Annotated in this window: 22 protein-coding genes; 13 read left to right on the top strand and 9 right to left on the bottom strand. The window is 70.4% G+C overall.

Annotated elements, in window-relative coordinates:
* Window positions 1–33 precede the first annotated feature (33 nt).
* On the top strand, window positions 34–1,635 hold the full coding sequence (locus ACWD0A_RS21395) for an acyl-CoA carboxylase subunit beta (protein WP_177147835.1): 1,602 nt from the start codon (window positions 34–36) through the stop codon (window positions 1,633–1,635).
* 27 nt (window positions 1,636–1,662) lie between these two features.
* Window positions 1,663–1,872, top strand: coding sequence for an acyl-CoA carboxylase subunit epsilon (locus tag ACWD0A_RS21390; RefSeq protein ID WP_177147836.1), 210 nt, complete (start codon window positions 1,663–1,665; stop codon window positions 1,870–1,872).
* 306 nt (window positions 1,873–2,178) lie between these two features.
* On the opposite strand, the gene ACWD0A_RS21385 is transcribed toward ACWD0A_RS21390, so the two are convergent.
* Window positions 2,179–2,802, bottom strand: a complete 624-nt coding sequence (locus tag ACWD0A_RS21385) for a PepSY domain-containing protein (protein ID WP_451300325.1) — start codon at window positions 2,800–2,802, stop codon at window positions 2,179–2,181.
* A 125-nt stretch (window positions 2,803–2,927) separates the two neighbouring features.
* Here ACWD0A_RS21385 and ACWD0A_RS21380 point away from each other — a divergent pair, with 125 nt between their 5' ends.
* Together ACWD0A_RS21380 and ACWD0A_RS21375 are read left to right on the top strand one after the other, a co-directional pair.
* Window positions 2,928–3,593: a response regulator transcription factor gene (locus ACWD0A_RS21380; protein ID WP_451300323.1), complete on the top strand. Its 666-nt coding sequence runs from the start codon at window positions 2,928–2,930 to the stop codon at window positions 3,591–3,593.
* Window positions 3,590–5,017, top strand: a complete 1,428-nt coding sequence (locus tag ACWD0A_RS21375; protein ID WP_451300321.1) for an ATP-binding protein — start codon at window positions 3,590–3,592, stop codon at window positions 5,015–5,017. The genes ACWD0A_RS21380 and ACWD0A_RS21375 overlap by 4 nt, the downstream gene beginning before the upstream one ends.
* Window positions 5,018–5,065: 48 nt before the next feature.
* Here ACWD0A_RS21375 and ACWD0A_RS21370 read toward each other — a convergent pair whose 3' ends face one another.
* The 4 genes from ACWD0A_RS21370 to ACWD0A_RS21355 all read right to left on the bottom strand — a co-directional run bounded on the left by ACWD0A_RS21370 (window position 5,066) and on the right by ACWD0A_RS21355 (window position 7,738).
* Window positions 5,066–5,542, bottom strand: a complete 477-nt coding sequence (locus ACWD0A_RS21370; RefSeq protein WP_307713383.1) for a MarR family winged helix-turn-helix transcriptional regulator — start codon at window positions 5,540–5,542, stop codon at window positions 5,066–5,068.
* 126 nt (window positions 5,543–5,668) lie between these two features.
* Window positions 5,669–6,451: an AIM24 family protein gene (locus ACWD0A_RS21365; RefSeq protein WP_451300319.1), complete on the bottom strand. Its 783-nt coding sequence runs from the start codon at window positions 6,449–6,451 to the stop codon at window positions 5,669–5,671.
* Window positions 6,448–7,098, bottom strand: a complete 651-nt coding sequence (locus ACWD0A_RS21360; protein WP_451300317.1) for an AIM24 family protein — start codon at window positions 7,096–7,098, stop codon at window positions 6,448–6,450. The genes ACWD0A_RS21365 and ACWD0A_RS21360 overlap by 4 nt, the downstream gene beginning before the upstream one ends.
* 1 nt (window position 7,099) lies before the next feature.
* Window positions 7,100–7,738 (bottom strand): AIM24 family protein, encoded by a 639-nt coding sequence (locus ACWD0A_RS21355; protein ID WP_177147629.1) that lies wholly within the window; start codon window positions 7,736–7,738, stop codon window positions 7,100–7,102.
* Between the two features lie 166 nt (window positions 7,739–7,904).
* Between ACWD0A_RS21355 and ACWD0A_RS21350 the strand changes: the two genes are divergently transcribed.
* The 5 genes from ACWD0A_RS21350 (at window position 7,905) to ACWD0A_RS21330 (ending at window position 11,402) form a co-directional block, all read left to right on the top strand.
* A complete protein-coding gene (locus tag ACWD0A_RS21350; protein ID WP_451300315.1) occupies window positions 7,905–8,249 on the top strand; it encodes a DUF3817 domain-containing protein in 345 nt (114 codons plus the stop codon).
* Window positions 8,246–8,539: an MTH1187 family thiamine-binding protein gene (locus tag ACWD0A_RS21345; protein WP_451300313.1), complete on the top strand. Its 294-nt coding sequence runs from the start codon at window positions 8,246–8,248 to the stop codon at window positions 8,537–8,539. Before ACWD0A_RS21350 ends, ACWD0A_RS21345 begins: the two co-directional genes overlap by 4 nt.
* A gap of 191 nt (window positions 8,540–8,730) precedes the next feature.
* On the top strand, window positions 8,731–9,240 hold the full coding sequence (locus ACWD0A_RS21340) for a MarR family winged helix-turn-helix transcriptional regulator (RefSeq protein ID WP_177147632.1): 510 nt from the start codon (window positions 8,731–8,733) through the stop codon (window positions 9,238–9,240).
* Window positions 9,241–9,292: 52 nt separating this feature from the next.
* Window positions 9,293–9,622 carry a DUF3817 domain-containing protein gene (locus ACWD0A_RS21335; protein WP_451300311.1) on the top strand — a complete coding sequence of 110 codons (330 nt, stop codon included), beginning with the start codon at window positions 9,293–9,295 and terminating at the stop codon, window positions 9,620–9,622.
* A gap of 79 nt (window positions 9,623–9,701) precedes the next feature.
* Window positions 9,702–11,402, top strand: coding sequence for an acyl-CoA mutase large subunit family protein (locus tag ACWD0A_RS21330; RefSeq protein ID WP_451300309.1), 1,701 nt, complete (start codon window positions 9,702–9,704; stop codon window positions 11,400–11,402).
* A 194-nt stretch (window positions 11,403–11,596) separates the two neighbouring features.
* Here the strand turns inward: ACWD0A_RS21330 and ACWD0A_RS21325 are convergent, their stop codons facing one another.
* On the bottom strand, window positions 11,597–12,244 hold the full coding sequence (locus tag ACWD0A_RS21325; protein WP_451300449.1) for a TetR/AcrR family transcriptional regulator: 648 nt from the start codon (window positions 12,242–12,244) through the stop codon (window positions 11,597–11,599).
* 217 nt (window positions 12,245–12,461) lie between these two features.
* On the opposite strand from ACWD0A_RS21325, the gene ACWD0A_RS21320 reads away from it, so the two are divergent.
* From ACWD0A_RS21320 to ACWD0A_RS21305, 4 genes are all read left to right on the top strand, one after another.
* Window positions 12,462–13,430: a tetratricopeptide repeat protein gene (locus ACWD0A_RS21320; protein WP_451300307.1), complete on the top strand. Its 969-nt coding sequence runs from the start codon at window positions 12,462–12,464 to the stop codon at window positions 13,428–13,430.
* A 648-nt stretch (window positions 13,431–14,078) separates the two neighbouring features.
* Window positions 14,079–14,735: a DUF6230 family protein gene (locus ACWD0A_RS21315; RefSeq protein WP_451300305.1), complete on the top strand. Its 657-nt coding sequence runs from the start codon at window positions 14,079–14,081 to the stop codon at window positions 14,733–14,735.
* Window positions 14,736–14,832: 97 nt separating this feature from the next.
* On the top strand, window positions 14,833–15,390 hold the full coding sequence (locus tag ACWD0A_RS21310) for a DUF6114 domain-containing protein (RefSeq protein WP_451300303.1): 558 nt from the start codon (window positions 14,833–14,835) through the stop codon (window positions 15,388–15,390).
* Window positions 15,380–16,678, top strand: coding sequence for a hypothetical protein (locus ACWD0A_RS21305; protein ID WP_451300301.1), 1,299 nt, complete (start codon window positions 15,380–15,382; stop codon window positions 16,676–16,678). The genes ACWD0A_RS21310 and ACWD0A_RS21305 overlap by 11 nt, the downstream gene beginning before the upstream one ends.
* 88 nt (window positions 16,679–16,766) lie before the next feature.
* Here ACWD0A_RS21305 and pyk read toward each other — a convergent pair whose 3' ends face one another.
* The 3 genes from pyk to pta form a co-directional block, all read right to left on the bottom strand.
* On the bottom strand, window positions 16,767–18,197 hold the full coding sequence (pyk, locus tag ACWD0A_RS21300; RefSeq protein ID WP_451300299.1) for a pyruvate kinase: 1,431 nt from the start codon (window positions 18,195–18,197) through the stop codon (window positions 16,767–16,769).
* Between the two features lie 74 nt (window positions 18,198–18,271).
* The gene (locus ACWD0A_RS21295) at window positions 18,272–19,492 is read right to left on the bottom strand and encodes an acetate kinase (RefSeq protein ID WP_451300297.1); all 1,221 of its coding nucleotides are present in this window, start codon (window positions 19,490–19,492) and stop codon (window positions 18,272–18,274) included.
* On the bottom strand, window positions 19,489–21,582 hold the full coding sequence (pta, locus tag ACWD0A_RS21290; protein WP_451300295.1) for a phosphate acetyltransferase: 2,094 nt from the start codon (window positions 21,580–21,582) through the stop codon (window positions 19,489–19,491). The genes ACWD0A_RS21295 and pta overlap by 4 nt, the downstream gene beginning before the upstream one ends.
* Window positions 21,583–21,816: the final 234 nt, after the last annotated feature.

Below are 21,816 nucleotides of genomic sequence, written 5' to 3'. Positions count from 1 at the left end.
TGCTTTTCTTGGGTCTCTCCGTAGGGTCGATGCATGACCGTTTTGGACCAGACCACCAGCGAGCCGACCGAGGCCGGGGAGCCGGCCGACGCGCGCGGCCGTGTGGCCGAGCTGCACGCCCTGCGCGAGCAGGCGCAGCGCGGCCCCAGTGACCGGGCAACCGAGGCGCAGCACGCCAAGGGCAAGCTGACCGCCCGGGAGCGCATCGAGCTGCTGCTGGACGAGGGTTCGTTCAAGGAGGTCGAGCAGCTGCGCCGGCACCGCGCCCAGGGCTTCGGCCTGGAGGCCAAGAAGCCGTACACGGACGGTGTCGTCACCGGCTGGGGAACGGTCGAGGGCCGGACGGTCTTCGTCTACGCGCACGACTTCCGGATCTTCGGCGGTGCCCTGGGCGAGGCCCATGCCACCAAGATCCACAAGATCATGGACATGGCCATCTCGGCAGGCGCACCGCTGGTGTCGCTGAACGACGGGGCCGGAGCACGTATCCAGGAGGGCGTCTCGGCGCTGGCCGGATACGGCGGCATCTTCCAGCGCAACACCAAGGCCTCCGGCGTCATCCCGCAGATCTCGGTGATGCTCGGCCCGTGCGCCGGCGGCGCGGCGTACTCGCCCGCACTGACCGACTTCGTGTTCATGGTCCGCGAGACCTCGCAGATGTTCATCACCGGCCCGGACGTCGTCAAGGCGGTCACCGGCGAGGAGATCACCCAGAACGGCCTGGGCGGCGCGGACGTCCACGCGGAGACCTCGGGCGTCGCGCACTTCGCGTACGACGACGAGGAGACCTGCATCGCGGAGGTCCGCTACCTGCTGTCGATGCTCCCGCAGAACAACCGCGAGAACCCCCCGGCCGTCGCCTGCGAGGACCCGGCCGACCGCCGCTCGGACGTGCTGCTGGACCTGGTTCCCGCCGACGGCAACCGTCCGTACGACATGCACAAGGTCATCGAGGAACTCGTCGACGAGGGCGACTACCTGGAGATCCACGAGCGCTGGGCGCGCAACATCATCTGCGCCCTGGCCCGCCTGGACGGTCAGGTCGTCGGCATCGTGGCCAACCAGCCGCAGTCGCTGGCCGGCGTCCTCGACATCGAGGCGTCCGAGAAGGCGGCCCGCTTCGTCCAGATGTGCGACGCGTTCAACATCCCGATCGTCACGCTGCTGGACGTGCCGGGCTTCCTGCCCGGCGTCGACCAGGAGCACGGCGGCATCATCCGCCACGGCGCGAAACTGCTGTACGCGTACTGCAACGCGACCGTCCCGCGGATCTCCCTCATCCTGCGCAAGGCGTACGGCGGCGCCTACATCGTCATGGACTCGCAGTCCATCGGCGCCGACCTGACCTACGCCTGGCCGACCAACGAGATCGCGGTCATGGGCGCCGAGGGCGCGGCGAACGTCATCTTCCGCAAGCAGATCGCCGAGGCCGAGGACCCCGAGGCCATGCGCACGCGCATGGTCAAGGAGTACAAGGCCGAGCTGATGCATCCCTACTACGCCGCGGAGCGCGGCCTGGTCGACGACGTGATCGACCCGGCCGAGACGCGCGAGGTGCTCATCCGCTCCCTCGCCATGCTCCGCACGAAGCACGCCGACCTGCCGTCCCGCAAGCACGGCAACCCCCCGCAGTAACCCTGCGACAGGACTGGAGCCCGACCCATGAGCACTCCTACCGACCCCTCGTCCGTCGTCCGCGTCGAGAAGGGCCACGCCGAGCCCGAGGAGCTGGCGGCCATCACCGCGGTCCTGATGGCGCGTGCGGCGTCCCGCGCCGACGCGTCGCAGCCGCACCGCGGCCGCACGACGGCGGGCTGGCGCCGTCTGGAGCGCCAGCGCGGCTTCCAGCCGTCCCACAGCTGGCAGGGCTGACGCCCTGACCTGGAAGGCCCCGCACACCAACGGTGTGCGGGGCCTTCCCCGTTCCGGGGGCGTGGGCCCGCTGCGCGGGGCCGTTCCCCCACCCCGCCCCTTCCCGTAACCGGGGGCCCGCCCCCGGACCCTCCCCCTACGGCCAGGCGGCCGTGGGAGGGACCCCCAGCGCCTCAATCGCGGGCGGGGCTGATTTCGCGCAGCGAAATCCAGCCCGTCCGGCGCTTGAGGACACCGCGCGAAGCGCGGTACCGGGGTCCGGGCGGAGCCCGGTTCGGGAACGGGCGGGCAGGGGGAAGCCTCGCGTCAGTCGTCCGCGCCGTCGTCGTCTGCTGCAGCCTTCTCCCGCGACACGTCGCCAGTCCTGGCGTCGACCGTCACCTCGGCCTCGTCGTCCGCGCCCTTGCCCTCGTGGAGTTCGACCTCCCAGCGGTCGCCCCCGTCGTCGTCGAAGTCGGCCGACGTCACCGTCGCACCCGGGTGGGACCTCAGCGCGGCCTCCAGCGCCTCGCGGGCGTCCACCGACGTGGCGCGCAGCGCGGCACGGTCGTCGTCGCGGTCGTCGTCGTTCCGGTCGTCGGCCCGCACCGCGCCGGTCCTCGCGTCGACGTTCAGCTCGTGCTCGCGGTCGTCGTCCTTGCCGACGACCTCCACCTCCCAGTGGCCCGCTCCGTCGTCGTCGAGGTCCACGGAGGCCACCGTCCCCGGTGTGTGCTTCAGGGCCGCCGCCACGGCCTCGGCGGCACCGAACCCGCCCGCGGGCCGCTCGGCGCGGTCGTCGTCCCGGTCGTCGTCCCGGTCCTGGACCGAGCGCGACGCCGGCGCGGACGCCGACGGGCCGTCGTCGGCCGCCACCGCCACCGCCGTGTACGCGCCGCCGCCCACCAGCACGGCCGCCGCGACGGTCGCGATCACCAGGTTGCGCTTCATGAGGGTTCCTCCCGAGTCGTCCGTTCGTCGCCGGTCGCGACAGGAACCAATCTCGCCGCGCGATGCTGAACGCGGCCTGAAGCCACCTGAAGAGATCTTCAGCCACGGTTTGCGACGCTGAGCGCATGAGGTTGTTGATCGTGGAGGACGAGAAGCGGCTCGCCCTGTCCCTCGCCGCGGGGCTGACGGCGGAGGGATACGCCGTGGACGTCGTCCACGACGGCCTGGAGGGGCTGCACCGCGCCGCCGAGGGCGTGCACGACCTCGTGGTGCTCGACATCATGCTCCCCGGCATGAACGGCTACCGGGTCTGCGCCGCCCTGCGCGCCGCCGGTCACGACGTGCCCATCCTGATGCTCACCGCCAAGGACGGCGAGTACGACGAGGCCGAGGGGCTCGACACCGGTGCCGACGACTACCTGGCCAAGCCCTTCTCGTACGTCGTTCTCGTCGCCCGCGTGAAGGCCCTGCTGCGCCGTCGCGGCCGGGCCGGCGGCTCGCCCGTGCTGGCCGTCGGCGACCTGCGCGTGGACACGGCCGCCCGACGGGTGTTCTGCGGGCAGGACGAAGCGACCCTGACGGCCAAGGAGTTCGCGGTGCTGGAGCAGCTGGCGACCCGCGCCGGAGAGGTCGTCGGCAAGCCCGACATCCTCGAACACGTCTGGGACTTCGCCTACGAGGGCGATCCCAACATCGTCGAGGTGTACATCAGCTCCCTGCGCCGCAAGCTCGGCGCCGCCCGCATCCAGACCGTGCGCGGCGCCGGCTACCGCCTGGTGGCGGCGTCATGAGGTCCGTACGGGCACGCGCCGCGCTCGGCGCCACCCTCGTCGTCGCCGTCGCGCTGATCGCCGCCGGCGCGGCCGTGCTGCTGGCGCTGCGCTCCAACCTCATCGACCGGACGGACCTGCAGGCCGAGGTCGTGGCCCGGGAGGTGGCCTCCCGGATCGCCCTCGACACGCCGCTGGACCGTCTGGAACTGCCGGACGACGAGGAACGGCCCGTGCAGGTCGTCGAGGAGGGCGGGCGGGTGGCCGCCGTCAGCGAGGGCCTGGGCGCCGTGTCCGGGACGTCGAGCACCGCTGTCGCGCCCCAGCCCTCGGCGCCGGCGTCGCCCGGCGGCGATGACGACGACGATGACGACGACGACCCGGCCCGCGGGGAGGTGGCGAACGGCGCCCCGCGGTTCACCTCGGGCACCGCCACCGTCGACGGCGAACGCGCCGACTACCGGTTCGCGGCCGTCGAGGTGACCTCCGGCCGGGAGCAGCGGACCTACACCGTGTACGCCGGGGCGCCGCTGGCGACCGAGCAGGAGGCCGTGGGCACCGTCCGCGACGCGCTGCTGGCCGGCCTGCCGCTGCTCCTCGCGGTCGTCGGCTCGGTGACCTGGCTGGTGACCCGCCGGGCCCTGAGGCCCGTGGAGGACATCAGGAGCGAGATGGCGGCCATCACCGCCTCCGAGGACCTCTCCCGCCGCGTCCCGGAGCCCGGCTCGCGGGACGAGGTGGCCCGCCTGGCACGTACGACCAACGAGACCCTGGCCGCGCTGGAGGAGTCGGTCGAACGGCAGCGCCGGTTCGTCGCGGACGCCTCGCACGAACTGCGCAGCCCCATCGCCTCGCTGCGCACCCAGCTCGAAGTGGGCGCGGCGCACCCCGAGTTGCTGGACGTGCCGGGAGCGGTGGAGGACACCGTACGGCTCCAGCAGCTCGCCGCGGATCTGCTGCTGCTGGCGCGCCTCGACGCGGGGGAGCGGCCGGGGGAGACGCGCCTCGACGCGGCGCGGCTGCTGCGCGAGGAGGTGGCGCAGAGGGCGGGCGACCGGGTGCCGGTCTCCGTGAGCGCCGAGGAGGGGCTCGACGTGGCCGGATCGCGCGGTCAGCTGGTCCGGGTGCTGGGCAACCTGCTGGGCAACGCGCAGCGCCACGCGGCCACCTCGGTCACCGCGTCCGTACGGGGGGAACGCGGCCGGGTCGTGTTCGCGGTCGGCGACGACGGGGTGGGCGTGCCCGAGGACCAGCGGGAGCGGATCTTCGAGCGGTTCGTCCGCCTGGACGACGCCCGCAGCCGGGACGAGGGCGGTGCGGGGCTGGGCCTGGCCATCGCCCGGGATGTGGCGCAGCGCCACGGGGGAACGCTCACGGTGAGCCGTTCCCCGGCGGGAGGAGCGCTGTTCGAGCTGAGCCTGCCGCGTGCCGCGGAGCCCTCGTAGGGCGGGCGCGGGCCGGGGTGGCGGCCCCGGGTCGCTCGGCTCGGTCGCTCAGAGCTTGCCGCGCCGTCCGCGCAGGTGCTCGGCGACCGGAGTCAGGGACTCCCGCAGGTCGGCGAGGGCCTCAGGCGTCAGCAGATCGATGAAGTGCTTGCGCACGGAGGCGACGTGGTGCGGCGCGACCTTCTGCATCGTCGCGATGCCCTCGTCGGTCAGGACCGCGTACAGACCGCGCCGGTCCGACTCGCAGTTCTCCCGCCGGACGAGGCCGGCGTTCTCCATGCGGGTGATCTGGTGCGAGAGGCGGCTCTTGGACTGCAGCGTGGCCGCGGCGAGGTCGCTCATGCGCATGCGCTGGTCCGCCGACTCGGAGAGGTTGACCAGGATCTCGTAGTCGTTGTTGGTCAGGCCGAACGGCTGGAGGTCCTTCTCGAGCTGGTGCATCAGAAGCTTGTTGACCTCCAGATGCGTGCGCCAGGTGCACTGCTCGTCATCGGTCAGCCAGCGAGTGGCCGTCTCGGTCTCCATATATGGATTCTACCTAAGAAGTTGAAAAGCGGACGAAGTTGGGGGGTGTGACGTCCGGCACCCGCCGCAACCCGAAGGCCGCACAAGGTGCGCAGACGTTCGACGTCACACTCCGCAGACTACCGCTCACAGGCCGAAGCGACGCTGGAGGTCACCGAGCTGGCCGGGAAGGCGCGGTGACGAACCGTGCTGACCCGCGCCGCCCATGGGCCCGCCGCTCCCCGGAACGCCCGGTTCCGGTGTCACGGAGCCCGTCGCCAGCTCCGGCATCAGCGCCTCGCTCGACTGCAGCAGCACCGTACCCGCCCCCACGAACTCGAACTGGTGCTCCTCGCCGGACGCCCCGCCGATCCCGGTCAGGGCCCGCAGCCCGCCCATCACGCCCTTCATGTACCCGTGGTCGTAGTGGTGGCACGGGGAGGGGCAGTCCGCCCAGCCCACCAGGGCCTGCGGATCCACCCTGATCGGCGGTTCCATGAACACCACCGGCCCGTTGGAGGCGGCCACGAACTTGCCCGTGCCGATCAGGGTCAGGAAGCCCGGCACGATCGACTGCTTGAGCGCCAGCGTCGGCTGGTAGGCGAGCAGGTTCCCCGACCGGATCGTGAGGTTCCCGTCCTCGAGGTCGTAGGAGTTGACGTCGAAGGCGCGGTCGGCGAGCAGCATCTTGCCGCTGCCCTCGGCGACCACCCAGTCGCTCGCGTGGAGCGGCGAGTGGAACGACGTACGCATCAGCCGGTCGAGCCGGCCGTGGCCGATTCCGTTGAAGTCGATGCGCCCGTAGTAGGCGATCATCTTGCCCTTCTGCAGGAACCACTGGCTGCCCTTGAGCTCCACGCAGAAGGTGTGCGCGTTGACGTTGTCGTCGCTCGGCAGGGTCGTCGGGTCGAGAATGACGGGCGTGCTCACAGCTTCTCCTCCGACGCCTGGACGTACACCGCACCACTGCCGCTGAGCTCCAGCTGGAACGCCTCGCCCGAGCCGCGCCCCACCATGTCGCGCCAGCCGAGCGCCGTGGAGAGCTTGTTGCGTACGTCGCCGTGGTGCGCGACGTATGCCTGGGGGTCGACATGGACGGCCCGGCCGGGGGTGATCGGCAGTTCGATCACTCCTCCGTGCGCCATCACGGCAACCGCGCCGTGGCCCTTGAGGGTCGTGGTGAACAGGCCCTGGCCGGTGACCTGCCCGCGCACCATGCCCATGACCCCGCCCTGCGAACCCATGAACATCGTGCCCTGCTGCAGCGTCCCGTCGAAGGCGAGCAGCCGGTCGGCCTCCACGTAGAGCGTGTCGCCGGTCAGCTGGATCACCTGGATGTGGTGGCCGCCGTGGCCGAACAGCACCGTGCCGCTGCCGTCGACGGTCATCAGCGGCGTCGCCTCGTTCGCCACGCGCCGGCCGATCATCGACGCCAGCCCGCCCTGGCCGCCCTGGATGTTGGGGGTGAAGGACAGTTCACCCTTGTAGGCGAGCATCGCGCCCCGCTGGCTGAACATCTTCTGGCCGGGAGCGACCGTCGCCTCGACCATCTTCGAGTTGATCTCGCGGAACGGCATGTCAGACGTCCCCTCCCACCGTGTTGCGCTCGCTGGGCTGGACGTAGACCAGCCCGTCGCCCTCGAAGCGGATCTGGAACGCCTCGCCGCCGCCCTCGCCCAGGAAGGTGCGGAACGTCACACCGGACTGGAAGTCCTGGCGCAGGTTCCCCTGGTGGGCGATGTAGGCGCCGGGGTCGACGGAGAGCGGGTAGGCGGGCGTCACCCGCAGGACGACGGCCGGGCCGTCCGACATGACGGCGACCTGGCCGCTGCCCTCGACGGTCGTCGTGAACAGGCCGTTGCCCTGCGAGGCGCCCCGCAGGCCGGTGAAGGTGGTGCCGGTGCGCAGTCCGCCGTCGGTGCACAGCAGGTTGCTCGACTCGACGTAGAGCTTGTCCCCGTGCAGGTGCACCAGGTTGATCTCACTGGCGCGGTCGGCGAAGTAGCAGGTGCCCTGCCCCTTCACCTCCATCATCTCCATCTGCTCGCCGGTGAGCCGGCGGGTCACCATCCCGCGGATGCCCTCACCGCCGCCGGACATCTTCTTGAACGCCATCTGGCCGTCGTACGCGACCATCGAGCCGTTCTTCGCTTTGACGGCGTCGCCGGTCATGTCGACGGCGAGCACTTTGCTGCCTTGGAGTCGGAACGTTGCCACGGGCTGACGTTAACTGGTGATTCGGGCTCCGGACAGCATTCTCGGGGAGGACGCGGACCCTGATAAAGGCTTGGCAAAGAGAGCTGCCACAATAGGGGCGGCGCTTGTGCATTCGTTCACAAGATCGCCCGCCCGTCATGCCCGCCCGACGTCGAAGGTGCCTTCCGTGGACATCAAGACCGCCTCCTCCCTCCACCGCCTCCGCCTGGTCTCCGCGCCGGAGGCCGTGTCGTTCCTGCTGCTGCTCGTCTGCTCGGTGCTCAAGCGGACGACGGAGTTCAACGCGGTCCCGGTCATGGGTGCGATCCACGGTGTGCTCTTCATCCTCTACGTCCTGTTCTGGCTGGACGCCTGGAACCGCACCAAGTGGAACCTGAAGACGGCGGCGCTCTACTTCGTGCTCTCCGTCCTCCCGTTCGGCGGCTTCTTCGCCGATCGCAAGCTCAAGCGCGAGGCCGAGGCCGCCGTCATCGCCTCCCGCGCCCGCCGGGAAGGCAAGGTCAACGCATGATCGTCGCCTTCTCCGTCACGCCCCTGGGCGTCGGTGAGGACGTCGGCGAGTACGTCGCCGACGCCGTCCGCGTGGTGCGCGAGTCCGGACTGCCCAACCGTACGGACGCGATGTTCACCTCGATCGAAGGCGACTGGGACGAGGTGATGGACGTGGTCAGGCGCGCCGTCGCCGCGGTCGAGGCCCGCGCTCCGCGCGTCTCGGTCGTCCTGAAGGCCGACATCCGTCCCGGCGTCGCCGACGGCCTCACCTCCAAGGTCGACACCGTCGAGCGGCATCTGAGGGGCTGAACCCCGCTCGCTTCGCGAACCCCCGGCCGGTGCGGCCGGGGGTTTTGTGCTCGCTCGTCCTGGTGCGGGAGGTGTGCCGAGCGGGCCGGACCGCCGCAGGACCGCCGCCGGAGCGGCAACCGCACCGGCAACTGGGACCGAAGAGCGAGACAGGGCTGACCACGTTATGACCAGTCGGTAAGGTCTCTGCCGTGCCGAAGCCGCTCAGCCTCCCCTTCGACCCGATCGCCCGCGCCGACGAACTCTGGCAGCAGCGATGGGGTCCTGTGCCGTCGATGGCGGCGATCACCTCCATCATGCGCGCGCACCAGATCCTGCTCGCCGAGGTCGACGCCGTGGTCAAGCCGTACGGACTGACCTTCGCCCGTTACGAGGCGCTGGTGCTGCTGACCTTCTCCAAGGCCGGCGAGCTGCCCATGTCCAAGATCGGCGAGCGTCTGATGGTGCACCCGACGTCCGTGACGAACACCGTCGACCGCCTGGTGCGGTCCGGCCTGGTCGACAAGCGTCCCAACCCCAACGACGGACGCGGCACGCTCGCCTCCATCACCGACAAGGGCCGCGAGGTCGTCGAGGCGGCCACCCGCGAGCTGATGGCGATGGACTTCGGGCTCGGCGTGTACGACGACGAGGAGTGCGCCGAGATCTTCGCGATGCTGCGTCCGCTGCGGGTGGCGGCGCACGACTTCGAGGAGAAGTAGCCCCGGCAACCCGGGCGAAGATCGCCCCTTGCGCCCCGTTACGCTCGACGCCATGAAAGCGAATGTGCTGACCCGCTACCGGGTGATGGCCTACATCACCGCCGTGTGGCTGCTCGTGTTCACCGGCGCCATCGTCCTGAAGCACGGGTTCCACACCGGCGACACCATGCTGATCTCGCAGATCCACGGTGTGCTGTTCATCATCTACGTGATCTTCGCCTTCGACCTCGGCTCCAAGGCGAAGTGGCCGTTCGGCAAGCTGCTGTGGGTGCTGGCCGCCGGCTGCATCCCGTTCGCCTCCTTCTTCGTCGAGCCGAAGGTGACCCGCGAGGCCCGCGCCCTGGTCACGGACGGGGCGACTCCGGTCAAGGCCGAGGCGTAATCCCTGGTGACGGCCGCGAGCAGGGGCTCGCGGCCGTCAGGCGTCGACATTTACTAGGACGTCCTAGTAAATTTGAAGCATGGACGCTGACGCGATCGAGGAAGGCCGCCGACGCTGGCAGGCCCGTTACGACAAGGCCCGCAAGCGGGACGCCGACTTCACCACGCTCTCCGGGGACCCGGTCGAGCCGGTCTACGGGCCACGGCCCGGGGACACCTACGAAGGATTCGAGCGCATCGGCTGGCCCGGTGAGTACCCCTTCACCCGCGGGCTGCACCCCACCGGCTACCGGGGCCGCACCTGGACCATCCGCCAGTTCGCCGGCTTCGGGAACGCGGAGCAGACGAACGAGCGCTACAAGATGATCCTGGCCGCCGGCGGCGGCGGGCTCTCCGTCGCCTTCGACATGCCGACGCTGATGGGCCGCGACTCCGACGACCCGCGCTCGCTCGGCGAGGTCGGCCACTGCGGTGTGGCCATCGACTCGGCCGCCGACATGGAGGTCCTGTTCAAGGACATCCCCCTCGGCGACGTGACGACGTCGATGACGATCTCCGGCCCGGCCGTCCCGGTCTTCTGCATGTACCTGGTCGCCGCCGAACGCCAGGGCGTCGACCCGGCCGTGCTCAACGGCACCCTGCAGACGGACATCTTCAAGGAGTACATCGCACAGAAGGAGTGGCTGTTCCAGCCCGAGCCCCATCTGCGCCTGATCGGCGACCTGATGGAGCACTGCGCACAGGGCATCCCCGCCTACAAGCCGCTGTCCGTCTCCGGCTACCACATCCGCGAGGCCGGCGCGACGGCCGCGCAGGAGCTCGCGTACACCCTCGCCGACGGCTTCGGCTACGTCGAGCTCGGTCTGTCCCGCGGTCTGGACGTGGACACCTTCGCGCCCGGCCTGTCCTTCTTCTTCGACGCGCACCTCGACTTCTTCGAGGAGATCGCCAAGTTCCGTGCCGCGCGCCGGATCTGGGCCCGCTGGATGAAGGAGGTGTACGGGGCGAGGACGGACAAGGCGCAGTGGCTGCGGTTCCACACCCAGACCGCCGGCGTCTCGCTCACCGCCCAGCAGCCGTACAACAATGTGGTGCGCACCGCCGTCGAGGCCCTGTCCGCCGTCCTCGGCGGCACCAACTCGCTGCACACCAACGCCCTCGACGAGACCCTCGCGCTGCCCTCCGAGCAGGCCGCCGAGATCGCGCTGCGCACCCAGCAGGTGCTCATGGAGGAGACCGGCGTCGCCAATGTCGCGGACCCGCTGGGTGGTTCGTGGTACGTCGAGCAGCTGACCGACCGGATCGAGGCCGACGCCGAGAAGATCTTCGAGCAGATCAAGGAGCGCGGACTGCGCGCCCACCCGGACGGCAAGCACCCCATCGGCCCGATGACGTCCGGCATCCTGCGCGGGATCGAGGACGGCTGGTTCACCGGCGAGATCGCCGAGTCCGCCTTCCGCTACCAGCAGGCGCTGGAGAAGGGCGAGAAGAAGGTCGTCGGCGTCAATACCGCCACCGGCTCGGTCACGGGCGACCTGGAGATCCTCCGGGTGAGCCACGAGGTCGAGTGGGAGCAGGTCCGCGTGCTCGGCGAGCGCAAGGGCCGGCGCGACGACGCGGCGGTGCGGGCCGCGCTGGACGCGATGCTCGTCGCCGCTCGCGACGGCTCCAGCATGATCGGCCCGATGCTCGACGCCGTCCGCGCGGAGGCGACTCTCGGCGAGATCTGCGGGGTGCTGCGCGACGAGTGGGGCGTCTACACGGAGCCGCCGGGCTTCTGACGGCCGGCTCGCGCCGCATGCACCGGCCGGGGCCGGGTACCGACTCCGGTCGCCCGGCCTCGGGCGGTGGATCAACGGTCACCTGACCCCGGGCCGGCCCGGTCACGGGCACCCGGTCTTCCGACCAGCGGGGCCGGAGGCGCGTCAGGCCGACGGAGCAGCCGGGAGGCCCGGGCATCCTGGTCACGCGGCCGTCAGGCCGAGAGCGCGCCGAGGCCGGACAGCAGCAGGGAGGTGAACCGGCGCGCCCACTCCTCGTCCACCGGCTCCGCGCTCACCAGCGCCCGGTGGACCACGGCGCCCGCCACCACGTCGAAGATCAGGTCCGTGGCGCGGGCCTCCGCCTCGGGGTCGTCGTCGTGCGGAAGCTCGCCCCGGGCCTGTGCGCGTTCCCGGCCCTCCACCACCAGCCGCTTCTGCCGCTCGACGATCGCCTCGCGGATCCGGCCGCGCAGCGCGTCGTCGCACGTGGACTCCGCGACGACGCCCATGAGCGCGGTCTTGGTCTCCGGCTGGGCGAGCAGGTCCCCGAACTGGAGGACCACACCCTCCACATCGGCGGCGAGGCTGCCCCGGTCGGGGAGTTCGAGTTCGTCGAAGAGCACGGCGACGGCGTCGACCACGAGTTCGTTCTTGTTGGTCCAGCGGCGGTAGAGCGTGGTCTTGGCGACTCCGGCCCGGGAGGCCACATCCCCCATCGTCAGCTTCGACCAGCCGAGCTGGACGAGCGCGGCACGGGTCGCGGCCAGGATCGCGGCGTCGGTCTCGGCGCTGCGGGGCCGTCCCGTACGACCCTTACGCACGGGTTCGGGGTGGGCGGTGCTGGGCATGCCCGAGACCATACCGGCCGGTAAGCAGATTGCTGTGAGGCAGTTCACCGGGGAAATCTCACACGCGTCGAACAGGATGCAGATACGCTACGACTCGTAGCGAAAGCCTGGTCCGAGCGGCCGGGCCCGGAGCGACGACCACAGGCGCCGAGGTGGGGACCCGGTGCCGTTCCGGCTGATCGTAGGGCCGGTTTTTCACATGCGCGCGCGGAAGGGGGAGGATGTACCCATGCAGCCTAGGAACATGTCCATGAGCGGCGTCGTCGACCTCGCCGCGGTGAAGGCGGCCGGAGAGGCCAAGGCGAAGGCGGAGCAGGCCCGCGCGGAGTCCGCCCGGCAGGGTGGCGGCGGTGCCGTGTCGCCCGCCGCGCTGGTGATCGACACCGACGAGGCGGGCTTCGAGCGCGACGTCCTGCAGCGTTCCACCGAGGTCCCGGTCGTCATCGACTTCTGGGCCGAGTGGTGTGAGCCGTGCAAGCAGCTCAGCCCGCTCCTGGACCGCCTCGCGAAGGAGTACAACGGCCGGTTCGTTCTCGCCAAGATCGACGTCGACGCCAACCAGATGCTGATGCAGCAGTTCGGTGTCCAGGGCATCCCGGCGGTCTTCGCCGTGGTGGCGGGCCAGGCGCTGCCCCTCTTCCAGGGCGCGGCCCCCGAGGCGCAGATCCGCCAGACGCTGGACCAGCTGATCCAGGTGGCCGAGGAGCGCTTCGGGCTCACCGGCATCACCGTGGACCCGGACGCGTCGGGCGAGGTGGCCGAGGCCCCCGTTCCGGCGGGCCCGTACGACGCGCTGTTGAGCGCGGCCATGGACGCGCTCGACGCCGGCGACTTCGGCGGCGCGATCCAGGCGTACAAGAACGTGCTGGCGGACGACCCGGCCAACAGCGAGGCCAAGCTGGGCCTCGCCCAGGCCGAACTGCTCGGCCGTGTACGGGACATGGACCCGCAGAAGGTCCGCCGGGACGCCGCCGACAGCCCGGGCGACGTGCAGGCCCAGATCGCCGCGGCCGACCTCGACCTGGTCGGCGGTCACGTGGAGGACGCGTTCGGCCGGCTCGTGGAGGCCGTGCGGCGCACGGCCGGTGCGGACCGCGACGCGGCGCGGGTGCGGCTGCTCGAACTCTTCGAGGTGGTCGGCCCCGAGGACCCGCGGGTGACGGCGTCGCGTCAGGCGCTGGCGCGGGTGCTCTTCTGACGCACGTTGACAGACCTTCTGACAACGGCGCCCGAATGCGCCCTGTCTGAAGGGTTTTGCGGCGGTGGTGCCGGGCGCGGCACCACCGCCGATTTGGCGACACAGTGACAAAACGCAGCCGTGCTTTACCAAAACTTGGCAATGTGAACGGCTGTTACTCCGAGTACAACAGCCCGCTGGTTCTGTCCGTTTATTGACGGCAATCTCCCCTCTGTGCCCTTGCCGGGTGGCACCCTGTGTGCTCGGTCGACGCCGCGCGGTCGTGACGTGGTTATCAGGCCGTTACTAGTGAGTAACGAACCCCCTTGTGTCCGGGCTTGGAATGGACCACGATCGGCGACGCTCGGTCCAATACCGCATCCGCCCGGCTTCCAGCCGTGCCGCGGTCCGTTGGGTCCCCACCGGGCCGGTCGGCGGCAGTGGCGCCGGCCGCGGACAGGGGGGTTCCTGCTGACCGGCAGGGCCTGTCCGACCGGTTGCGCGAGAGTGCGGCCAGTGGTTGTCGCTCGGGGGTGATCGCCAGTGTTTCGGACGCAGCAGCGCCTGAAAGTACAGGCGCTCTCCTTCCCGAGGACGTAGCACTTCTCCCATCCCAGGACGGGCCCGAGGGCCCGGACCGGAGATGTACGTCCGAGAAGGAGGAAAGTCATGGAGTCTGTGGCTCGTGGCGGAACCAGATGGAAGCGGTTCGCCCTGGTCATGGTGCCGAGTGTGGCCGCGACGGCCGCGATAGGCATCGGCCTGGCACAGGGCGCGCTCGCCGCGTCGTTCGCTGTGTCCGGCCAGGAGTTCAAGGTCACCGCAGGCAAGCTCGTCGGACATGGGTTCTCCCAGTACGGCGGCGTCGACATGGGGTACAAGGACCTCAAGGGTGACGAGAAGGTCGCGCGTCCCGTCGCGATCTCGACCTTCAAGAACGCCTCGATCACCAAGATGTGCCAGTCGGTCGTCACCGACGTGCCGTTCGTCGGCAAGGTCACTCTGCGGCTGACCGCAGGTGACAAGGGCAAGGACGTCAAGGCGGAGAACCTCTACCTGGACGTGTCCGAGCTGGACGCGGACGCCAAGTTCGAGAACATCGACATCGGCGTCGCGGCCAAGGACACGGACAACCCCGGCGTGGGCAAGGGTCCTGAGGTCAAGGACAAGTCCATCCTGCCGAACGGCTTCGGACAGCAGGCCGATGTGGCCACGCTGACCGGTGTCGAGCAGAAGGCGTGGGCGACCACCGCCGGCACCTTCGAACTGAGTGGTCTGAGCATGCGCCTGCACAAGGGTGACGGACCCAAGGTCGAGTGCTACTGACGGTCATTCCGTCCGGGCGGGCGGGTGAAACTCTGGCAGCTTCGCCCGCCCGTCACTCTCTTCACACAGCAACGCCAGTACCAGGGAGCTGTTTTCCATGAGCGCCGAGTCTGCAGTGTCACAGGGGCGGGACGAGCACGTCGTCCGCGTCGTTCGGCGGAACTTCCGCAACTGGCGGGGACAGCGGCCCTTCTGGGCCGGCCTGTTCACCCTGCTCGGCGGAATCCCGATCGCCTACTTCCCGTATGCGACCTTCAAGCTCGGTCACATGACCCTGTCGATGGCGACAACGGCGGGCGCGGGCTCCCTGATCATCGGCGTACTGCTGGTCACGCTCGGTCTGACGATGTGGTTCCACCACATCGTCAGGGTGTTCGCGGGCATAGCCACGATTCTCCTGGCACTGATCTCCATCCCGATCGCCAACCTGGGCGGGTTCATCGTCGGCTTCCTGTTCTCTCTCATCGGTGGCGCGCTCGCTCTGTCGTGGGTGCCGGGGAAGCCCACGGCGGCGACGGCCGTGCCGTCCGCCGACGAGACCGCTCCGCCGAGCGACGTGGAGATTCCCGCCGTGCCCGAGCAGTGGGACGGCTACGGCGCGGACGCACACGAGACAACCATCGAAGGCAACGGCGGGAGGAACAGTGCCGGGTGACGTGACACCACCGCTGACCGCGGGCGCGGGCGGCGACGGTTCGCGCGAGAGGAAAGGGCCGCGGCACGCCGCCCCCAAGAAGTCGCTGCTGACCAGGATGCAGCTGCCCGCGAGCAAGGCCATAGCCCTGGCCGCGATGCCCACCGCCGTGTTCGTGGGCATGGGCCTCACCCCCAAGCTGGCGCTCGCCGACGACAAGGACATCCCGTTCGCTCCCGGTCCGTGCGTGACCCGCTCGGACGAGCCGGCGGAGTCCGAGTCCCCGTCGCCCTCCGAGTCGGCGAAGCCGTCCGAGACGCCGTCGCCTTCCGACAGCGCGAAGCCGGAGCCGACGCCGAGCGACACGTCCCTCACGGACGTCCTGAAGCCGAAGCCGTCCGAGAGCCCGTCCGCGGACACGGCCGACAAGACCGCGGAGGCCGCGTCACCGGAGCCGACTCCGAGCGAGACCAGGCACCCGCTGGACCCGCTGGGCGTGGGCGACGCGCTCAAGGACCTGTTCGACGGCCCCGACAAGGAGCCGGAGACCAGCCCGACGCCGACGCCGACGCCGAGCGAGAGCGCGAGCACCGAGCCGGCCGACGAGCCCTCCGGGACGCCGTCCGAGAAGCCGTCCGAGACGCCGACGGAGAAGCCCGCCGACGCCGTGGGCGACGTGGTGGACGACACGGTCGACACGTCCAAGGAAGCGATCAAGGACGCCGCCGACAAGGTGGGCGCGACGGTCGAGGAGCTGGACGAGGACGCCAAGGGGCTCGACCCGAAGGCGGACGAGGACATCCCGGACGGCGCCAAGCCGCGCTTCCCGTGCCCGACCCCGGACCCGGAGGCGCTCGCCGCCGCGGAACTGGAACCGGGCCGCCCGCTGCTCCCGGACGAGCCGTGGATCCTGGAGAGCACCCGGCTCACCCTGAACGGCCTGGACTACCACGGCATCGTCGAGGTCAAGACGGGCAGCGGAAAGATCAAGAAGGTCCTGAAGTTCACGGCGACGGGCGTCGACATCAAGGACCTGCACCAGCTGGTGCAGGGCCCGAACGGCACGATCGCGCACGTCGAGGCCGACAAGGGCTCCACCTCGACGATCCGCGACGGCGAGGTCACGATGTACACCGAGGAGCTGAAGGGCAACCTCTTCGGTATCATCCCGGTGACGTTCAGCCCGGAGACACCGCCGCCGCTGAATGTCCCGTTCGCCGTCTTCACCGACGTGAAGGTCACGCAGGCCGGCCAGTTCGGCGGCACGCTGACGGTCCCCGGACTGCACAACTACTTCACGGGCGCGTAGAGCGACCCGAGAGGACCGGAACCACCGGGAGCCGCGAAAAGAACTGCGGGCCGCACCCCTTCAGGGTGCGGCCCGCAGTCGTGTGGTGTCAGGACTTCGACTGACCGCCCAGGTGGTGCACCCGGACCATGTTCGTCGTGCCCGGGACGCCCGGAGGGGAGCCCGCGGTGATGATCATGGTGTCGCCCTCGTTGTAGCGCTGGAGCTTCAGCAGTGCCGCGTCCACCAGGTCCACCATCGCGTCCGTCGTCTCCACGAACGGCGCCAGGAAGGACTCCACGCCCCAGCTCAGCGACAGCTGGTTGCGGGTGGACTCGTCCGTCGTGAAGGCCAGGATCGGCTGGGACGCGCGGTAGCGGGACAGACGGCGGGCCGTGTCGCCGGACTTGGTGAAGGCCACCAGCGCCTTGCCGTCCAGGAAGTCCGCGATCTCGCAGGCCGCGCGGGCCACCGAACCGCCCTGGGTGCGCGGCTTCTTGCCCGGGACCAGCGGCTGGAGGCCCTTGGAGATCAGCTCCTCCTCCGCGGCAACGACGATCTTCGACATCGTCCGGACCGTCTCGATCGGGTACGCGCCGACCGAGGACTCCGCGGAGAGCATGACCGCGTCCGCGCCGTCCAGGATCGCGTTGGCGACGTCGGACGCCTCGGCCCGGGTGGGACGGGAGTTGGTGATCATAGACTCCATCATCTGGGTCGCCACGATCACCGGCTTGGCGTTGCGGCGGCACATCTCGATGAGCCGCTTCTGCACCATCGGGACCCGCTCGAGGGGGTACTCGACGGCCAGGTCGCCGCGCGCCACCATCACGCCGTCGAACGCCATCACGACGTCCTGCATGTTGGCGACGGCCTGCGGCTTCTCCACCTTGGCGATGACCGGGACCCGGCGGCCCTCCTCGTCCATCACCTTGTGGACGTCCTTGACGTCGCTCGCGTCGCGGACGAACGAGAGCGCCACCAGGTCGCAGCCCATGCGGAGCGCGAAGCGCAGGTCCTCGACGTCCTTCTCGGACAGGGCGGGGACGTTGACCGCCGCGCCGGGCAGGTTGATGCCCTTGTGGTCGGAGATCACGCCGCCCTCGACGACGATCGTCTTGACCCGCTGCCCGTCGACCTCGACGACGCGCAGCTCGACGTTGCCGTCGTTGATCAGGACCTGGTCGCCCTTGGAGACGTCTCCGGGCAGGCCCTTGTACGTGGTACCGCAGATCGACTTGTCGCCGGGGACGTCCTCGGTGGTGATGGTGAACTCGTCGCCGCGGACCAGCTCGACCGGTCCCTCGGCGAAGGTTTCCAGGCGGATCTTGGGACCCTGGAGGTCGGCCAGCACGCCGACGGCGTGCCCCGTCTCCTCGCACGCCTGACGCAGGCGGTGATACCGCTCCTCGTGCTCAGTGTGGGTCCCGTGGCTCATGTTGAAACGGGCCACGTTCATGCCGGCCTCGATGAGCGCTTTCAGCTGCTCGTAGGAGTCGACGGCGGGGCCCAGTGTGCAGACGATTTTGGAACGGCGCATAAGGCGGATCCTATCGGTTTGTTTCCCTGCGGAATATTCCGTCTGGTGGAATGTACAAATGGGCGCCATGCCGCTCAGGCGTTCACCCTTTCTCGCACCAGTTCGAAGGTCTGTCGGGCGATCTCCAGCTCCTCGTCGGTCGGGACCACGGCCACCGCGACCCGTGCGCCCTGCGGCGAGATCAGCCGCGCCTCGTCCGAGCGCACGGCGTTCAGCCCGGCGTCCACCGCGAGGCCCAGCTGCTCCAGGCCGGCGATCGCAGCCTCCCGCACCGGCGCGGCGTTCTCACCGACGCCGGCCGTGAAGGCGACCGCGTCCACCCGGCCGAGTACCGCGTAGTACGCCCCTATGTACTTCTTCAGCCGGTGGACGTAAATGTCGAACGCCAGCTTCGCCCGCTCGTCGCCCGCGTCGACACGGCGGCGGATCTCCCGCATGTCGTTGTCCCCGCAAAGGCCCACCAGGCCGCTCTTCTTGTTGAGCAGGACGTCGATCTCGTCGGCCGACATTCCCGCCACCCGCATGAGGTGGAACGTCACCGCCGGGTCGATGTCCCCGGAGCGCGTACCCATCACGAGCCCTTCCAAGGGGGTCAGCCCCATCGAGGTGTCCACGCAGCGGCCGCCCGCCACCGCGGAGGCGGACGCGCCGTTGCCGAGGTGCAGCACGATGACGTTCACCTCGGACGGGTCCTTGCCCAGCAGTGCCGCCGTCGCCCGCGACACGTAGGCGTGCGAGGTGCCGTGGAAGCCGTAGCGGCGGATCCGGTGGGCGTCGGCCGTCTCGACGTCGATGGCGTACCGGGCGGCCGGTTCGGGCATCGTCGTGTGGAACGCGGTGTCGAACACCGCGACCTGCGGCAGGTCGGGCCGCAGCGCCTGCGCGGTACGGATGCCGGTGATGTTCGCCGGGTTGTGCAGCGGGGCGACCGGGACCAGACGTTCGATCTCCGCCATCACCTCGTCCGTGATCACGGTCGGCTCGGTGAACCGCAGGCCGCCGTGCACCACCCGGTGGCCGATCGCCGCCAGTTCGGGGGAGTCCAGGCCGAGGCCGTCGTGCGCCAGCTCGTCGGCGACCGCCTTCAGCGCGGCCGAGTGGTCGGCGATCGCGCCCGTGCGCTCCCGCCTCTCGCCGCCGGCCAGGGGGGTGTGCACCAGGCGCGAGGTGGACTCGCCGATCCGCTCGACCAGGCCGACCGCCAGCCGGGTGCTGTCACGCATGTCCAGCAGCTGGTACTTCACCGACGACGAGCCGGAGTTGAGGACGAGAACGCGGGTCGCGGTGCGGGTCATGCGGGAAGCTCCTGAGCCTTCGACGGATCCTGGGACTGGATCGCGGTGATAGCGACCGTGTTGACGATGTCGCTCACGAGCGCGCCGCGCGACAGGTCGTTGACCGGCTTGCGCAGGCCCTGCAGCACCGGGCCGACCGCCACGGCGCCGGCCGAGCGCTGGACGGCCTTGTACGTGTTGTTGCCCGTGTTCAGGTCGGGGAAGATCAGGACGGTCGCCCGGCCCGCCACCTCCGAGTCGGGCAGCTTCGTCGCCGCGACGGACGGCTCGACCGCCGCGTCGTACTGGATCGGGCCCTCGATCCGCAGGTCGGGCCGGGACTCCCGGACCAGCTTGGTCGCCTCGCGGACCTTGTCCACGTCCGCGCCCGTGCCCGACGTGCCCGTGGAGTACGACAGCATCGCGATGCGCGGCTCGACGCCGAAGCGGGCGGCCGTCGCCGCCGACTGGATCGCGATGTCCGCGAGCTGCTCGGCGTCCGGATCGGGGTTGACCGCGCAGTCGCCGTACACGAGCACACGGTCGGCCAGGCACATGAAGAACACGGACGAGACGATCGACGCTTCGGGCTTCGTCTTGATGATCTCGAAGGCCGGGCGGATCGTCGCCGCGGTGGAGTGGACCGAACCCGACACCATGCCGTCGGCCAGGCCCTCGTCGACCATGAGTGTGCCGAAGTAGTTGACGTCCGCGACCACGTCGTACGCCAGCTCCACCGTCACGCCCTTGTGGGCGCGCAGCGCCGCGTACTGCTCGGCGAAGGTCTGGCGCAGCTCCGAGGTCTGCGGGTCGATCAGCTGGGCCGGCGCGAGGTCGATGCCGAGGTCGGCGGCCTTCTTGCGGATCTGCTCGGTGTCGCCGAGCAGCGTCAGGTCGCACACGTCGCGGCGGATCAGCACGTCGGCGGCGCGCAGCACCCGCTCCTCCGTGCCCTCGGGCAGTACGACGCGGCGGCGGTCGGCACGGGCCTGCTCCAGCAGCTCGTGCTCGAACATCATCGGCGTCACCCGGCCGCTGCGCGCGACCGCGAGCCGGGCCAGCAGGTCCGCGGTGTCCGCGTGGCGGTCGAACAGGCCCAGCGCGGTCTCCGCCTTGCGGGGCGTGGCGGCGCTCAACTTGCCCTCGAGAGCGAACAGTTCCCCGGCCGTCGGGAAGCTGTTGCCGGGGACCGACACCACCGGCGTGCCGGGGGCGAGGCGGGAGGCGAGGGTGAGGATCTCCTCGCTCGGGCGCTCGTTCAGGGTCAGCAGCACGCCGGCGATGGGCGGCGTGCCCGCGGAGTGGGCGGCGAGCGCGCCCACCACCAGGTCGGCGCGGTCGCCCGGCGTGACCACCATGCAGCCGGGCGTCAGGGCGCCGAGGAAGTTCGGCAGCATCGCGCCGCCGAAGACGAAGTCCAGGGCGTCGCGCGCGAGGCCGGAGTCGTCGCCGAGCAGCACGGTGCCGCCGAGGGCGTGCGTGATCTGGGAGACCGTGGGGGCGGCGAGCGCGGGCTCGTCGGGCAGCACGTAGCAGGGGACCGGGAGGCGCGCGGCGAGCCGCTCGGCTATCGCGGCGCGGTCGCCGGGCACGACCCGGTTCGCGACCATGGCGAGGACGTTGCAGCCCAGGCCCTCGTAGGCGCGGTAGGCGTTGCGGGTCTCCGCCCGTACGGACTCCGGGGTCTGGCCCTTGCCGCCGACCACGGCGATCACCGAGGCGCCGAACTCGTTCGCCAGCCGTGCGTTGAGCGCCAGCTCGTCCGGGAGCTGGGTGCCCGCGTAGTCCGTGCCGAGGACCAGGACCACCTCGTAGTCCCTGGCCACCCGCAGGAAGCGCTCGACCAGGGCGGAGACCAGCTCGTCGGTGCCCTTCTCGGCCTGCAGCGCCGCCGCCTCGTGGTAGTCGATGCCGTACACCGACGCCGGGTCCTGGGAGAGTCGGTAGCGCGCCCGCAGCAGCTCGAAGAGCCGGTCGGGGCCGTCGTGGACGAGCGGGCGGAAGACGCCCACCCGGTCCACCTGGCGGGTCAGGAGCTCCATGACCCCCAGCTCGACCACCTGCCGTCCGTCTCCGCGGTCGATCCCGGTCACGTACACGCTGCGCGTCACGCGTGCTCTCCCGTCCATAGCGTCGTTCCGGTACGTCGTTCCGGCCGTGCCGCGGGCGGGCGGCCGACCGGATGCGGGCGTGCAGAAAAACCGCCCGGGGCGGCATTGCCCTCTTGACAATACCCCTGAGGATGGATAGGGCGCCCGTCGGGCACCGTAGGGCCCGGCCTCCGGGGCGGCTGGGAGCGCGCGGGCGGTTCGGGCACCGTGGGACAATCGGACCGGGCTCACACG

The sequence above is a fragment of the Streptomyces sp. NPDC002867 genome, from assembly GCF_053591895.1.
Note: the sequence above shows the minus strand (reverse complement) of the source record. Positions and strands in the feature narration are given on the sequence as shown.